This window comes from Candidatus Methanoperedens sp., assembly GCA_027460525.1.
Classification (GTDB): domain Archaea; phylum Halobacteriota; class Methanosarcinia; order Methanosarcinales; family Methanoperedenaceae; genus Methanoperedens.
This window is the reverse complement of record JAPZAS010000015.1, coordinates 229,487-244,776: the sequence shown is the minus strand read 5'-3', so window position 1 is coordinate 244,776 and position 15,290 is coordinate 229,487. Positions and strand designations below refer to the sequence as shown.

At 45.8% G+C, this 15,290-nt stretch carries 16 protein-coding genes, 2 tRNA genes and 1 pseudogene; 11 read left to right on the top strand and 8 right to left on the bottom strand.

What is annotated here, in order from left to right; all coding sequences use genetic code 11:
• On the top strand, nucleotides 1-950 hold a 950-nt coding region (locus O8C68_05840), incomplete at its 5' end, for a hypothetical protein (protein MCZ7395322.1).
• A gap of 52 nt (nucleotides 951-1,002) precedes the next feature.
• Here the strand turns inward: O8C68_05840 and O8C68_05835 are convergent.
• The 3 genes and pseudogenes from O8C68_05835 to O8C68_05825 form a co-directional block, all read right to left on the bottom strand.
• The gene (locus O8C68_05835; GenBank protein ID MCZ7395321.1) at nucleotides 1,003-1,485 is read right to left on the bottom strand and encodes a 50S ribosomal protein L11; all 483 of its coding nucleotides are present in this window, start codon (nucleotides 1,483-1,485) and stop codon (nucleotides 1,003-1,005) included.
• Between the two features lie 18 nt (nucleotides 1,486-1,503).
• Nucleotides 1,504-1,980, bottom strand: coding sequence for a transcription elongation factor Spt5 (locus O8C68_05830; GenBank protein MCZ7395320.1), 477 nt, complete (start codon nucleotides 1,978-1,980; stop codon nucleotides 1,504-1,506).
• Nucleotides 1,977-2,126 (bottom strand): annotated as a pseudogene (locus O8C68_05825) (protein translocase SEC61 complex subunit gamma). The gene O8C68_05830 and the pseudogene O8C68_05825 overlap by 4 nt, the downstream one beginning before the upstream one ends.
• A 234-nt stretch (nucleotides 2,127-2,360) precedes the next feature.
• Here O8C68_05825 and uvrA point away from each other — a divergent pair.
• Together uvrA and O8C68_05815 are read left to right on the top strand one after the other, a co-directional pair.
• On the top strand, nucleotides 2,361-5,186 hold the full coding sequence (gene uvrA / locus O8C68_05820) for an excinuclease ABC subunit UvrA (GenBank protein ID MCZ7395319.1): 2,826 nt from the start codon (nucleotides 2,361-2,363) through the stop codon (nucleotides 5,184-5,186).
• Nucleotides 5,167-5,358 (top strand): hypothetical protein, encoded by a 192-nt coding sequence (locus O8C68_05815; protein ID MCZ7395318.1) that lies wholly within the window; start codon nucleotides 5,167-5,169, stop codon nucleotides 5,356-5,358. The genes uvrA and O8C68_05815 overlap by 20 nt, the downstream gene beginning before the upstream one ends.
• Here O8C68_05815 and O8C68_05810 read toward each other — a convergent pair.
• Together O8C68_05810 and O8C68_05805 are read right to left on the bottom strand one after the other, a co-directional pair.
• Nucleotides 5,303-6,085, bottom strand: a complete 783-nt coding sequence (locus tag O8C68_05810) for an FRG domain-containing protein (protein ID MCZ7395317.1) — start codon at nucleotides 6,083-6,085, stop codon at nucleotides 5,303-5,305. The genes O8C68_05815 and O8C68_05810 overlap by 56 nt on opposite strands.
• A 26-nt stretch (nucleotides 6,086-6,111) precedes the next feature.
• On the bottom strand, nucleotides 6,112-6,327 hold the full coding sequence (locus tag O8C68_05805) for an antitoxin family protein (GenBank protein MCZ7395316.1): 216 nt from the start codon (nucleotides 6,325-6,327) through the stop codon (nucleotides 6,112-6,114).
• 88 nt (nucleotides 6,328-6,415) lie between these two features.
• Here O8C68_05805 and uvrC point away from each other — a divergent pair, with 88 nt between their 5' ends.
• Nucleotides 6,416-8,176, top strand: a complete 1,761-nt coding sequence (gene uvrC / locus O8C68_05800) for an excinuclease ABC subunit UvrC (protein ID MCZ7395315.1) — start codon at nucleotides 6,416-6,418, stop codon at nucleotides 8,174-8,176.
• A 36-nt stretch (nucleotides 8,177-8,212) separates the two neighbouring features.
• Nucleotides 8,213-8,286, top strand: a tRNA-Val gene (locus O8C68_05795).
• Between the two features lie 28 nt (nucleotides 8,287-8,314).
• Here O8C68_05795 and cofH read toward each other — a convergent pair.
• Both cofH and cofG read right to left on the bottom strand, forming a co-directional pair.
• Nucleotides 8,315-9,355, bottom strand: coding sequence for a 5-amino-6-(D-ribitylamino)uracil--L-tyrosine 4-hydroxyphenyl transferase CofH (cofH, locus tag O8C68_05790; protein ID MCZ7395314.1), 1,041 nt, complete (start codon nucleotides 9,353-9,355; stop codon nucleotides 8,315-8,317).
• Nucleotides 9,356-9,438: 83 nt separating this feature from the next.
• On the bottom strand, nucleotides 9,439-10,428 hold the full coding sequence (cofG, locus tag O8C68_05785; protein MCZ7395313.1) for a 7,8-didemethyl-8-hydroxy-5-deazariboflavin synthase subunit CofG: 990 nt from the start codon (nucleotides 10,426-10,428) through the stop codon (nucleotides 9,439-9,441).
• A 214-nt stretch (nucleotides 10,429-10,642) separates the two neighbouring features.
• Between cofG and O8C68_05780 the strand changes: the two genes are divergently transcribed.
• From O8C68_05780 to O8C68_05765, 4 genes are all read left to right on the top strand, one after another.
• Nucleotides 10,643-10,725 (top strand) — tRNA-Leu (locus O8C68_05780).
• A gap of 92 nt (nucleotides 10,726-10,817) precedes the next feature.
• A complete protein-coding gene (locus tag O8C68_05775) occupies nucleotides 10,818-11,258 on the top strand; it encodes a hypothetical protein (protein ID MCZ7395312.1) in 441 nt (146 codons plus the stop codon).
• Nucleotides 11,259-11,291: 33 nt separating this feature from the next.
• Nucleotides 11,292-12,362, top strand: a complete 1,071-nt coding sequence (locus O8C68_05770) for an alkene reductase (protein MCZ7395311.1) — start codon at nucleotides 11,292-11,294, stop codon at nucleotides 12,360-12,362.
• Between the two features lie 160 nt (nucleotides 12,363-12,522).
• Nucleotides 12,523-13,227: an S-layer protein domain-containing protein gene (locus O8C68_05765; protein MCZ7395310.1), complete on the top strand. Its 705-nt coding sequence runs from the start codon at nucleotides 12,523-12,525 to the stop codon at nucleotides 13,225-13,227.
• Between the two features lie 632 nt (nucleotides 13,228-13,859).
• Here O8C68_05765 and O8C68_05760 read toward each other — a convergent pair.
• Nucleotides 13,860-14,018: a hypothetical protein gene (locus O8C68_05760; protein MCZ7395309.1), complete on the bottom strand. Its 159-nt coding sequence runs from the start codon at nucleotides 14,016-14,018 to the stop codon at nucleotides 13,860-13,862.
• A gap of 170 nt (nucleotides 14,019-14,188) precedes the next feature.
• Between O8C68_05760 and O8C68_05755 the strand changes: the two genes are divergently transcribed.
• Entirely contained in the window at nucleotides 14,189-14,752 is a 564-nt protein-coding gene (locus O8C68_05755; protein MCZ7395308.1) for a hypothetical protein, read from the top strand.
• A complete protein-coding gene (locus tag O8C68_05750) occupies nucleotides 14,749-14,952 on the top strand; it encodes a hypothetical protein (GenBank protein ID MCZ7395307.1) in 204 nt (67 codons plus the stop codon). The genes O8C68_05755 and O8C68_05750 overlap by 4 nt, the downstream gene beginning before the upstream one ends.
• Nucleotides 14,953-15,290: the final 338 nt, after the last annotated feature.

Here is a 15,290-nt window from a genome sequence, read left to right as displayed (position 1 = left end):
TGTTATTAAGCGCAAATTTAAGCACCGCGGACGTGGCTGGGCCTCCACATGGCATAGTCGAGGTCCATTGGGACAATCCAACCATCACGCTCACTTACCTTGTGAACAATGCCACATACGCTAACCGGACAAATCCTGTGAACTACTCCCAAATCGGAAACGTTTATGTGAATATCACAAGCGATTTCTACGATGCATGGGCTGACTATATCAGAAGTGTGAGCTCGACAGGAATCGTTTCGGAAGATCCAAAAAACCATACAGTCGGTATGGCACTTACGGTTTATCCTTCCTATGAAGGAATAATGAATTCTTATATACCCACTACTATTGCATTCAGGGGGCTTGCTGGCAGCAACCCCACGCCGCTTAGTAATTTCAGCTTCAAACTTAAGCCTGCAGGGCATAATTTAGACTGGGATATTCGCGCAGGCTCTGATGACAGCAAGAAATTGATATTCTACTTAAAAGAATATGGTAATTCATTTATGCTGCAGATTGGTTATCAAGAAGCTGGACAAAGTGCACCTGTTGAGGCATGGCAAAATACATTAAATTTTACCGTGCAACCCGATGGATATGTTTATATAGACTTGTTGAACAAAAGTAATAACTTTACATATACGAAAAATGGAGTAGGCTCCACCTCTGGCCAAGGCTGTACTCCTAGTCAAATTGCAGGTGGTGGAAGCCAATTCAGTAATCCTGCTTTTTCATGGACAGATCGGGTAATCAATACAACATATCCCTATAACACGCAAAGTTTTTACAACGTAACCCAGCACTACATCCAGGAAATGGCGCAAAATGGTGACTTTTCTTTTTCCCAATGCTATCCAGTAGGTCAAAATATTTACCCCAGCTCCACCATGTACATCAACTACTACTCCCCGGGCGGGCTGGTCTACCTGCACATCACGGACAACAAGGCGGATGTGGGGATAAGCTAACCAATGTTCTAATTGTTATTTTAAAAAAGACCTGTAACAAGTATAAAAAAAATTATAGCGGCTCTGATAGCTCAGAGTCGAATTTTCCGCTATTAATGGCTGCGATTGCTTCTTTTGGCTTCAAGCCCTCAAAAGTCACACCCAGTGGAACACATGAACCCACGATTTCTTTAACTGCATTTTTCAAGGACTTTGCAAGGGTATCGGTCTTCTTCATGCGCGCAATCTTCACTGCCTGCTTCACGGTAATATTGCCCACTGTGTTGGTGTTCGGGGTTCCCGAGCCGGTCTCGATACCAAGCTCTTTCTTTATGAGTGCAGACGTCGGCGGGGTTCCAACCTGTACCGTGAATTGTTTCTTATCGTCCACGATAACCTTAACCGGAACCTGCATTCCGCTGAACGCTTTTGTCTGTTCATTGATCTTGTCTATGATTGCCTTTACATTCACGCCGAGCGGACCAAGCGACGGTCCCAGCGGCGGACCCGGGGTTGCTTGCCCGCCGGGAACTAATGCTTCTACAACGCTTACCATTTTTTAATTCTCCTATTATTATTTCTCTTCTTCCTCTCGTTTCAATATTCTAACATTATCACCGCGAACTGTAACAGGGATGGGTACCATCGCCTCAAACAGTTCAACTGTAATCTCTTCATGAGTTGTATCTATCCTTTTCACTCTTGCTTTTTCTCCCTTGAAAGGACCTGATATAAGTTCCACAATGCTTCCTTCGGTAATACCTGTAACTGTAAGTTTGGGTATCAGGAAATGCGCAATCTCAGCAAAACTGGACTGACCTTTCACAAGTGTCCTCGCATGAGGCACGTTCGCAATGACCTGGTCCACCACTTCCGGTCCTTCAGCCTCTATAAGAACATATCCCTTTAACTCATCGGGCGCCAGGATTGCATAGATTCCAAGCTTCTCCTTTTTAGCTACTTTCTCAATAAGATTCGCCACCGTTCTTTCCTGATTCGCCGTTGTCTTTACAACATAGATGGCTGCTTCATTCTGTGCTTCCTCGTTCATTTTAACCATCCCGGCACTACGGTTATTAACAGGTATATGATAAACCCGATCAATCCCACCAAGAGTATGCCAGCACCTGCTACTTTTGCTATTACAGTAAATTCTTCTCTCGTTGGTTTCCTTGTCAGCTTCAGCACCCTGAGATATTCGCTGAATCTCAGAGGAACATTACCAGGTGCTTCTTTATCTTCAAACACTATATTTCACATCCATGATTTTATTGATAGTAATGATTTATATAAAAGCTATCCTAAAATAATAGCAGTCTATAATTATGCTCAACATAAAAATAGTTTTCGATTTCAGGTTTCAAGTGTGCCTATAAAGTATCCCATAATATTTTAACCATCGCATGCCAATATAGCAATACCATTCTTTTCATGTCAGCAGACAAAATCATAATAAAAGGCGCCCGCGTCCACAACCTCAAGAACATAGACCTTGAGCTCCCGAGGAACAAGCTGATAGTGATAACAGGGCTTTCAGGGTCGGGGAAATCATCTCTTGCCTTCGACACATTGTATGCCGAAGGACAGCGCAGGTATGTCGAATCGCTGTCAGCCTACGCCAGGCAGTTCCTGGGGCAGATGGACAAACCTGATGTTGAATATATCGAAGGTTTATCGCCTGCCATCTCCATCGAGCAGAAATCCACGAGCAAGAACCCCCGTTCGACGGTAGGTACAGTCACGGAGATATACGATTACCTGCGCCTTCTGTATGCAAGGATAGGGAAGCAGCACTGCCCCAACTGCGGCAGTGAGATTGCGCCGCAGACAGTGGAGCAGATTGTAGGGAGGGTGATGGCACTTGCCGAGGGCACGAAAATACACATACTCGCTCCGCTCTCCAGACAGAGGAAAGGCGAATACAAGCAGATGTTCGAGGACCTTGCCAAATCAGGCTTTGCCCGTGTTCGTATTGACGGCAAAATGCATGAACTCTCAGAAGAAATAATCCTTAACAAGCAGCAGAAGCACGATATTGACGTTGTGGTGGACAGGCTGGCAATAAAAGCCGGGATAGGGGAACGACTTTCCGATTCTGTGGCTACAGCCCTGAAAGAGGGAAACGGCATTGTGGTAGTGGATGTCATCGGAGGCAAGGAGCTTCTCTTCAGCGAGCATGCCGCATGCGCGAAATGCGGGATCAGTTTTGAGCCGCTTGAACCCAATATGTTCTCCTTCAACAGCCCGAGAGGCGCATGTCCCTCGTGCCAGGGGCTTGGAAACACGATGGAGTTTGACCCTGACCTCATAATACCCGATAAAAGTAAATCCATAAGCCAGGGAGCCATCGAACCGTGGGGCGACTATGGATATTACCGCCAGATGCTTGCGTCCGTTGCAAAACATTACGGCTTCTCACTCGATACGCCGTTCTCGGAATTGAAACCTGAGCATGTGCGCGTGATACTGCACGGGGGAAGCGAGCAGATTCTCTTCAGGTACGTGCCGCGCGACCGCGACGGGCTCTGGGAACACTGGAGCAGTTTTGAAGGGGTAATAGCCCATCTGGCAAGAAAATACAGGGAATCCCAGTCCGAAGAGGCACGGGAGAATATCCAGCAATACATGAGCATCAAACCCTGTACCGTGTGCAATGGAGAGCGGCTCAAACCCTCCAGCCTCGCGGTCACGATTGCGGATAAATCCATCATTGCCACAACCCGTTTGTCCGTGAAAAAAGCACTGGAGTTTCTTGATACCATCAAGTTCAGTCAAAAAGAGGCAATAATCTCAAAGCCCATTATGAAGGAGCTTCGTGCAAGACTTGGATTCCTTATGGATGTCGGTCTTAATTACCTCACGCTTGACAGGGCGGCTGGCACCCTCTCAGGCGGCGAAAGCCAGAGAATACGGCTTGCCACGCAGATAGGCTCAAGCCTTGTCGGTGTGCTTTACATTCTGGACGAACCCAGCATCGGTCTCCATCAGCGGGATAACGGAAGGCTGATACATATGCTAACGCAGCTTCGCGACCTCGGGAACACGGTAATAGTAGTGGAGCACGACGAGGAGATGATAAGGAGCGCAGATTTTATCGTGGATATGGGACCGGGAGCGGGAGTGCACGGCGGGGAAGTCGTGGTGACGGGAAGCCAGGAAGATGTGATCGGATGCGAAAATTCACTTACAGGGAAGTATCTCAGCCATGAGAAGGTGATAACTATACCGGCGAAGAGAAGAAGACCGAATGGTAAAATAACCATCGTGGGGGCGGGCGAGAATAACCTCAAGCAGATAGACGTCACCATACCTCTTGGTGTGATGACCGCAGTCACGGGTGTATCAGGCTCGGGCAAGAGCACGCTTGTGAACGACATTCTTTACAGGGCGCTGGCGCAGAAATTCTACCATGCAAAAGAAAAGCCAGGGAAGCACAGGGGTATCATAGGGCTGGAAAATATAGATAAAGTTATAATAATAGACCAGTCCCCGATCGGCAGGACGCCGCGTTCAAACCCTGCCACGTACACCGGTATATTCACTCCGGTACGGGATTTATTTGCCAAACTTCCTTCATCAAAGGCGCGGGGTTATCTACCCGGGAGGTTCAGTTTCAATGTCAAGGGTGGTAGATGCGAAGCATGCGGCGGGGACGGGATCATCACCATCGAGATGCATTTCCTTCCCGATGTTTATGTGCCGTGCGAGGTTTGCCACGGGAACCGTTTCAACAGCGAGACGCTTGAAATAACATACAAAGGCAAGAATATAGCGCAGGTGCTGGACATGACGGTTGAGGAAACACTTGCGTTTTTCGAGAATATTCCCAAAATAAAACGCCAGCTTGCGACCCTTTTTGACGTGGGGCTCGGGTATATCAGGCTGGGGCAGGCTGCAACCACTCTTTCAGGAGGAGAGGCGCAGCGGGTCAAGCTTTCCACAGAGCTCAGTAAAAGAAGTACGGGAAGGACGCTCTACATACTGGATGAGCCAACGACAGGACTGCATTTCGCAGACATACAGAAGCTGCTGGACATGCTCTCGCGGCTCGTGGACGCAGGGAACAGCGTGGTGGTGATTGAGCACAATCTTGATGTGATAAAAGTGGCTGACCACATAATAGACCTCGGTCCTGAAGGCGGGGATAACGGCGGGAGGATTATTGCGGAAGGGACGCCTGAAAAGGTGGCGAGGATAGAGGGGTCTTATACGGGTAATTATCTGAGGAAAGTGCTGGATGGATATAGAAGTGTATAGTTCTGGACGACATAACGCATTCTTTGCGAGACGGACTCTTGCCGAGTTCACGAAGATTCTCAGGGATGCGGCGAAGCATGGCGATGAGCGGTTCCTGGATACGGTGGCTGAGTTATTTAAGTTGAACGGCGAGAAGAGAAAAGAAGAAAGTCTCGGAAGCTCTTTCTTTTAAAGTTTTTCCAATCCAAATAATCACTAAGACCATCTAAATCTGGAAATAAAGAAAAGGAATTTATTCCCAATCTGTCTAAACTAATTAAAATATCATCCCTTAAAGATTCTGGAATTATAAACTTAGTTAGCCTTTTATAATATATTCTATTTTCATTTAATGGCACAAACTTTTTCTTTTTTTCAACAAATTTGTGAACTGTAAACCAACCGTTTTGCGCAGTAATTCTTTTAGTAATATGATTGGGTTTAAAAACTATTGTTCGTGGTTGATTATATGGAAATCCATTATTTGCATTCCCCAATTCATTTTCTTTAACAATAAAAGACCAAACATATCTATTTGAATAATTCCTATTTTCTTTTGCGAATGCAAACCATAAAGCAGCTAATGGATATTCCGTCCAATCTAATAATCTTGTTGGTAACCTGTGATGCTGCGCTAGAGCGAGCAAATCCCAATCATTATCCTTTAAATTGATATCCAGATGTGGATAGGCGAGTCTTTGAAATTCTGTAATGATTTTTTCTTCTTTTTTTAAAATATCGGATGACAAATACGTATCTCGACCAATTTTAGGTAAAAGACCCCAATCTTCTTCTTGTCCTCTGTATAAGACTAATGAGCCTTTTCCTTCCAAATCCAACTTTAAATCCAGCGCGCCAATTTTTTGAATGTAATCGACACACGATGTAATTTCTATTTCTTTTATATTATAATTTTTCATAATATCTTTTGTGGAAAAAAATTCCTTCAATAGATATATCGGTCATTCTTTCGAGCAACATCAGTTTTACCACTTCTCCCTATGCCAACTATCTTTGATAATTCCTTTTTCTGAGAGTTCAGCAGCGCTGCCTCTTCCTCTGGTATAAGTATTAGATGCACGTGTTTATGCTCTGGAAGATTAACTTTTTGAAGTGGTTTGAACTTGCCATCCTCGTAAACAGCAGGTATTGCTTCGGACATACTATAAAGATGAACCTATCTTTAAATAAAGATTATTACGTATAGCATTGCACATCAATCCCTTATTGTGCTATATATCAGTGAAGGTATGATCAAAACCATCGAAGACGCAAAAAAACTGCCAAGCCAACCCGGCGTTTACCTTATGAAAGACAGGGAAAACAAGGTAATATACGTCGGAAAAGCCGCCTCGCTGCGCGACCGTGTTAGTCAGTATTTCAGGGAGCAGGAGTCGCCCAAAAACCGCATGCTTGTGAGGAATTTAGAGGATTTCGAATATATCGTGACCGAGAACGAGGTCGAGGCACTGGTACTGGAATCGAACCTCATAAAAGAACACAGACCGCGCTATAATGTTCGCCTGCGCGATGATAAGGCGTATCCGTATATCAAGATCACCAACGAAGAGTATCCCCGCATCTGCATCGCCCGAAGGCGGGAGCAGGATGGGGCGCAGTATTTCGGACCCTACCCAAGTTCAAAGGCAGTGAGGAAACTGATACGAATGGCTTCAGGTTTCGGCATCAGGCGCTGTCGGAAAAAGCTCCCATGCCCGCCGTGTCTTAACTATTACATAAAACAATGCGCTGCTCCCTGTCTCGGAGAGGTGACGAAAGAGGAGTATCTTGATATTATAAAAAACGTCGCCTACTTCCTCAAAGGAAAGCGCAGCCAGCTAATCCATGATATGAAAGAAGAGATGGACAGATTGTCACAGATGCAGGACTACGAGGCAGCTGCCCGCATCCGCGACCAGATCAATGCATTGCAGGAACTTTCTGAAAAGCAGCGCGTGAGCGGTCCGGGTCAAAAAGCGCAGGATGTAATTGCGTATGCAGTGTCGGATAACACCGGATGCCTGCAGCTTTTCCACATAAGCGAAGGAAAACTTAAAGGACGGGACACGTTTTCTCTGAACACGGCTGGCTCAGATGAAGCAGAAGTGGTGTCGAGCTTTATCAAGCAGTACTATCAGGATACTGCTCCCCCTGAAGAAATTATAATCCCGAGCGAAATAAAGGATGAATCCATTTTGCGCTGGCTCTCTGAAAAGGGTTCAAAGCTTAAAACTCCAAAGAACAAAGTCGAAAGAGGGCTCATGAACCTTGCCCGGGAAAATGCCAGGATGCTCCTTAACCAGACAATGCTTGCTGAAAGCCAAGGCAAAAATGAGGCGCTTTTGGGTCTGCAAAAAGCCCTTGCCCTGCCTGTTCCTCCCTCCATAATCGAAGCTTTTGATATCTCAAACATCGGGGGCACGGATGCAACAGGTTCGCTTGTGGTATTCAATAACGGAGAGCCTGATAAGAAAAATTACAGGCGCTTTAAGATAAAGACAGTACAGGGGGCGGATGATTTTGCCATGATGGAGGAAGTGGTGGCACGAGCTTATTCCCGCCGCAAGGAGGAAGGGAAAAAATTGCCAGACCTGATATTGATCGACGGAGGGAAGGGACAGTTAAATTCTGCCATGTCTGCGCTTTCCAAACTCGGGATGGAGCTGAATGCAGCAGCACTTGCAAAAGAGTTTGAATATATTTTCATCCCTGAAAGGGAAGCTCCCATAATTCTGCCAAAGGATTCGCCTGCCCTTCAGCTACTGCAAAGAATCAGGGACGAAGCGCACAGGTTCGCACTCGGATATCACAGGAAACTGCGGGGAAAGAAGCTCAGGGAATCGGAGCTTGACGGGATAGCGGGGATTGGGGAGAAGAAGAAACGGGCGCTTCTTCGGTATTTCGGGTCGGTTGAGGAATTGAAAAAGGCTCAGGTTTCCGATATCGAAAAAGTACCGGGTATTAAGAGAAGGGATGCTGAGGCAGTGTACGGGTTTTTCCATAAAACATAAAAAACTATATACCTCAAACAACATCTTAGCGCAGAAGGGCCCGTGGTCTAGTCGGCTATGACGTCGCTCTTACACAGCGGAGATCCGGAGTTCGAATCTCCGCGGGCCCATTAACGCTTGTTTTTCCATTTACCAGAACTAACCACTAACAACCCTGTACAACGTATCGCGCTGCCGCGACACACGGTTTATTCCGTTAATCAAAAATTCAAACTCCTGCGGCGCCATGTACTCGCCGCTCGTCCCCCCGGCGCTCTTTGAGATTTTTTCTTCCATCAGTGTTCCTCCAAGGTCGTTTGCGCCGCAATCGAGGGCGGATTGCGCCAGTTTTTTACCGAGTTTCACCCAGCTTGCCTGGATATTCATGATATAGGGGTAAAGAAGCACCCTTGCAAGCGCATGCAATTTCAAATCCTCAATCCCGCGGGAAACTTTTATTCCCACCCCCAGCCTGTTGTTATTAGCCATGAAGGGGAGAGGGACAAATTCCGTAAACCCGCCTGTTTTCTTCTGCAGTTCCCGTATTATAAGCAGATGCTCAATCCTTTCCTGCAGGGTCTCGATATGTCCATACATGATTGTGGCTGTGGTTGGAATACCTAACCTGTGGGCGGTCTTGATAACACTCATCCATTCATGCGCGGTAAGCTTATCAGGGCAGATCTCTTCCCTTACCCTGTCCACGAGTATCTCAGCCGCCGTTCCAGGCATCGAGCCAAGACCCGATTTTTTAAGGCAGGATAAAGTCTCTTTCAAACTCATATTGCTGTTCCGCGCAGCATGAAATACTTCCATGGGGGAAAAGGCATGCAGATGTATTTCTGGAAATTCTTCCTTGATGCACTCAAGGATCTCGCAGTAGTTGAAAACATCCCAGTCCGGAAGAAGCCCCCCCTGGATGCATATCTCCGTGGCATTAATATCAGCTGCAGCTTTTGTTTTTTCAAGAATCTCCGGGAGGGACATGATATATCCGTCATCCCTTCTGAATGCGCAGAATTTGCATGTCCCGGTGCACCTGTTCGTAAAATTGATGTTCCTGTTAATCACATACGTGACCGTGTCACCGACCGCTTTTTTGCGAAGTTTATCTGCAAGGGAGAAAAGAAAAGAAGGTTTATCATAGAGGGTGAGTGCATCATCCAGCGTGCACTCTCCTGCTTCGGCTCGGATGTGCAAATCATCGCGGATGCTGCGCAATTCCTGGATGCTCTGTAATTTCTGTATAGTACCACCAGAATTTTGCAGTCTTTACGCGTTACTCATTTATATGTTTTCCGAAAACCTTCTGCATCAGAAAGTTCCCGGATGAGAGATGAAATCTCTTCACTGTACCACCTTTTTTTCACGTATTGCGGATATATGGGCAACCGCTCCCGCAGGGGGAGATCCACCATGGATTGAAGTTCTGAAACATTCGGCCATGGGGATTCAGGATTGATATAATCGATGGTGTCTGGCGATATGCCTCCGAGGTCAGAGGCGCCGCACCTCACCAGTTCTCCCGGGGGAATAAGGTTGGGTGAAACCTGTATTGCCACATCGTCAGGAAGTATCTCTCTTGCCATGGAGACCGTCTTTTTCATCTCCTCTAATCCAGGGGCTTGCCGCAAAGCCATTCTGGTTCCGGGTTTGGGGACAAAATTCTGGAGTATTACTTCCTGGATGTGCCCGAACCTTGCGTGGAGTTTCTTTATCGTATGAATCGAGTTCACCCTGTCTTCCCATGTTTCCCCAATTCCCACAAGTATGCCTGTGGTAAAGGGGATGCCGAGTTCGCCTGCTATCTCAATAGTTCTTATACGCATTGAGGGAATCTTGCCTTTGCAGCCTTCATGCCCCTTGATAATTCCCGCGGTCTCAAGCATGAGCCCCATGCTTGCATTGTATGGTTTCAATTTTTCAAACTCTGAGCTTTCAAGCAAGCCCGGGTTGCTGTGGGGCAAAAGCCCGAGGCGTATCGAAAGCCTGCACATTTCTGCAAGATAATCAATAATGGTACCATATCCAAGCCTGGAAAGCCATGCCTTGAAGCCCCGAACTTCTTCCGGCTTCTCGCCAAACGTGAAAAGCGCCTCGGAGCAGCCAGAACGTGCGCCTTTCGTAAGTATGTCCTTTACCTGCGAAGGTGAAAGAAGCTTAGCCTCGGGGTGCCCGATTTCCCGCCTGAAACCGCAGTAAGCGCAATTATTCCTGCAGATATTGGTGAGCGGGATGAAGACATTGCGTGAGAACGTGACGAATTGGGGCATGGACAGTAATTGAATTAAATGGTACATAATATTGCCGAATAAAATACTCACCACGATACGCAGAGACACCGAACCTCCAAGAAATCTTCATGCCTCAGTGCCTCTGTGGTTTCAGAAGAATAGAATGAAATGCGTTAGTTTAAAGTAACCCGAAGGATATTTAACGTGACCCCACGCTTGGGTAACCAAGCTGCCAAGGGTGCAGGTGCAATATGCGAGAGTATCCAAGCGGCCAAAGGAGTTGGACTTAAGATCCAATCGCGAAGGCGTCCGTGGGTTCAAATCCCATCTCTCGCATCTAATTCTAGGTTAAATTCGTTCTTTTTTCAGGATTACTTTCACTTTGCTTTCTGAGGGTTTAAGGAATAGAAACGGAGAGTGAAGTAAGGATGTTGTACAACCATGAAAGAAATCTCAAAGCAACTGAAGAGAGAATAAGAAATTCAAGCATCAGCGAAGCAAACAAACAGCATATTTTTGATTTTGAGAGCTATTGCTTTGCAGAAGGTCTGAAGATAGCCAGAGTACTGAAGCATCTGATCGAACTTGAAGTGCTGGCTGAAATGATAGGACAAGATTTCAAAAGCATCTCTAAGCAGGACATGATGATGCTGGTAGGGTGTATTGAGCGCATGGAAAGGGAAGAAAGAACAAAACAGGACTACAAGAGCCTGATCAGAAAATTCTTCAGATGGCTTGAAAGAGGCAAGAGAGCACTCGAGTATCTGCAAAATGAACACTCACGATGTAAGATTGTTTTGAACATGAAGAAAACACTGCTTCACTTTAAGAACCAATATACAAAACACAAGTCTTATTTGTTTTACTGACATTAACTTAATGGAGGCGAGAAGGGGGCGAATATGAATCTTTTCTCTCAGTGCAAATTGGGCGATCTCAATCTTTCCAACCGAATCATTATGGCGCCGATGACCCGTTGTCGTGCGCTCTCTGGCAATGTTCCTAATCCATTGGCCGTCACCTATTACGGGCAAAGAGCCTCGGCAGGTTCAATCATCACTGAAGGGTCGCAGGTGAGCCCTCAGGGAGTCGGTTATGTCCGTACCCCGGGAATTCACTCACCTTTACAGGTTGCAGGTTGGAAGAAAGTAACCGAGGCCGTTCATAAGGCAGACGGAAAAATTTTCATCCAACTCTGGCATGTGGGACGCGTGTCGCATCCTGATTTCCTTGGAGGTGAATTACCTGTCGCACCTTCTGCCCTTCCCTTCGATGGCGAAGTTCATACAGTGGGGGGCAAAAAGAAATTTGTGACTCCAAGAGCTCTTGAATTAAATGAGATACCTGACCTTATTGAGCAATTTCGAAAAGGTGCCCAGAATGCAAAGGCGGCTGGCTTCGATGGTGTGGAGATCCACGGTGCCAATGGATATCTGCTGGACCAGTTCCTGAGAGATGGTTCAAACACACGAACAGACAAGTACGGCGGAAGTTTCCAGAATCGCGCACGCCTTCCGCTCGAAGTCACAGAAGCGGTCGTCAGTGTTTGGGGTGCGGATAGAGTCGGATACAGAATTTCTCCGCACTTTTCGAACTATTCAATGTCTGATACGAATCCGCGTCAAATCTTTTCATATTTTGCAAAGGAACTGAACAATATCGGGCTCGGGTATCTTCACATGGTGGAACCAGTCGGAGGCAGGATGGGGGCAACGCCACCAGATGTGCGATTGGCTCCAATCATTCGTGACATATTCAAAGGCACGCTCATTTTAAATGGCGGCTACGATGCCCGCAGCGGAAACGAAGCAATTGAAAAAGGCGATGCAGACCTGATCTCTTTCGGAGTTTTGTTCTTGGCTAATCCAGATCTGCCTGTGCGTTTCAGGAAAAATGCTCCACTTAATTCCGCGGATGTTGCGACCTTTTACGTGGGCGAGGAGAAGGGTTACATCGACTACCCGAAACTGTGATATTAAATAAAGTAATTGGACTTTGAAATGGTCTGGAGAGCATGCAGATCTATGCAGTGTCAAATAGCACGGCTTTTAATCTGGAAGGAATATACAAACAGACAATTTTCCGTGGAATGGTGCAAGTTTCCATGGTGTGGTGGCTAAAGAGGTGAGAGGAATGAAAGAAGATGCAGTGAAGAAAGAGCCTTCAAAAATAAGAAGTATAATTATCTATGCCGCGTTTATTATCATCGGCATATCCGCATACTGGATTACCAGACCTCCGCTTCTGTCCCTATATCCGGACCCGCCGTCTTTAAATTTTGATCTCACCAGTGGAATGGACTCTGGATATCAAACATTATCGGTATCAAATTCCGGTGGTGGGCACCTGAGCTGGAGCGTAAGCACTGATGAGCCGTCGTGGATAAGGATATACCCGGAAAAGGGTACTGATTCCGGCACAGTTTCTCTTTACATCAATACTGCCAACCTGAATCCTGGGAAATATAAAGGAACTATTACCGTAACCTCAAATGGCGGGGTAAAGACTGGAAATGTATATATATATTTGGCAACCGCACCAGCTCAAACAGTTGAGGGAACAGGTACTGAGGCAAGAGAAACTCTGTCTGTCGGTGAGACCTGGAATATTGGTGATGGCTGGTCGGTCCAAGCTAATGCCATAGACGCCAAAGCAACCCCAAAACAGATATGGCTTACTCTTTATAGAAATGAAACTGAATTAGATGACAGGATTTTGTCCGAGGGTGAGACCTATAATTACAACAATATCTTCAGTGTGAAAATAGCTTCCATTTATGCTGGAGCAGTTACTGATATGGCAACTCTTTCAGACGTAATCTATCACAAAGGTCAATGAGACAGGTGTTAATATTAAAATAAAAAATGATTAACAAATCATGTAGGGGTTGATGAGCTGACCCTTGCTTATTTCCCCCAGGGCTTGCAGCACCCTCGCACAATTAAATTTCTGGCTTCGCCGCAAATTGCGCTCCCCGCGCTTTCTTTAAGCACCCATTTGGGAGAAATCACAGTCGAGTCACTTCCTTTTAGACCTTGACTGGTCACAGGACAATTACGTCCGGGAAACTTGGAAATTTAATAACCTTTCCAATATGCCTCTTCTGCCGATTCCTCGCTAGCTCATCATAGTGTGCCCCATATCATATTCAATTCATGATATGGTAAATGATTATTTCCTTTTATTAATGTAAATAGGTTTTGATAACAAAACTGATAATAAATATAATGTGACCTGTCCAATGCATAGTTGATTAAAGGCTTTAATTCGATGGAAGCGTGTTCTGGCTGCCTGGAAATTATCTCTTCAACATGGACAATCTGGTTCTCGTAGCTTCGGGAAGATTTGATGCTGTGAAGCAAGCCCGCTATGGACATTTTTTTTACTCTCCTTCGAACTATATCACTTCAAAAATATTAATCTCCCGGCGCCGATATGTTCCCGAAACAACCCCCCTATCACAACTCCCTTTAAACGCCCTGTCCAGCACAGCCGGCAGCAGCGCATCCAGTTCGGCGCCCGTCTCTGCCTGGAGGCGCGCGGTTCTTTTCCAGTCGCCCCAGTTGCAGGGTGAGCTCGCCCGCTCCGGTAAGACCTGTGCATGAGAACTTCTTGATAGTTTGCCTCATATACGTCTTCACGGGAGCGGGTTGAAAAGAAAATGGTAGAGTGTTTCCAGAAAGGTCTGCTGAACAGCACCTTAGACAACCCCGCGCACCTGTTCGCGTATTCATTGCATTTTGGCATCTCTTGGCATGTGGAAAGGCATATTATCTCGCAAATATATTGAATAACCTGAATGAGAAGAGAAGTAAAAGAGCGTACCATTCTTGATACGTTTGCCGAAGATTTTGTTGAGGTAGTAGAAAATCATGCAAAATATGTCATTGTTTCAGGGTTCGTAGCTATTGCACATGGAAGAAGCAGGGGAACTGAAGATGTGGACATAATCATTGAAAGGATCAAAAAAGATGCGTTCATAAAAATGCATAATGATCTTATGCAGGCAGGTTTTGAATGCATACAGTCGGAACATCCGGAAATAATTTATGATGACTATTTAAAAGATAAGACCAGCGTGCGATATGTCAGGAAAGGACATTTTATCCCTGAAATGGAATTGAAACTGGCAAAAGACGAACTGGATGATTATCAAATCCGGACAAGGAAAAAACTGCCTCTTACAGGGTTGGAGCTATATTTTTCAAGTATTGAAATGAATATCGCTTTCAAGGAAGAACTGCTAAGATCAGAAAAAGACATGGATGATGCAAAGCATTTGCGGATCATCTATTCGGATGTCCTTGATGAAAATGAGATCAAAAAGATAAAAGCGGATATCCGCAGGTTGCGCTTATCATGAGAGACATGACTCATACCGAGCATATCGAGCGATGGGCTAAATTTGTAAAAGCACATCCCCGCTCAATCTGGATCAGGGAGGTCGGACCTCTGATAGACGCGCAGATAATCATGGCAAATACTTTCTATGAGCGCCTTGCTGAAGTTGAAGGTGGAATTGAGAAAATAAGAATGCTAAGAAAGTTAGAAAAAATAGCTTGAACAATACTCTGCTTGAGAAAATAGGACAAGTCACAAACCCCGTACGACGTACGAGGCCTGTATATACCATTTTTGCGTTGATACTCTATTTCCACCATATATAGAATGAGCTAAGATACCGCTCTATCGATATTCAAACGCTCTCTGCCAAGCTTAATCCGTATCTTTTCCCCCCAAGCAGCAATATATCATTCATACTCCTGCCCGTATACGCCTTAAAAGACAGCATACCCAATACCTAAAAAAAATACAGCCTTATAGACCTGAAAACAGGGCAGCGGCAGCCTCCTCAGCGATTGAGCGGCGCCATCACCTGCTGGAGAGGATGACGGTATTGA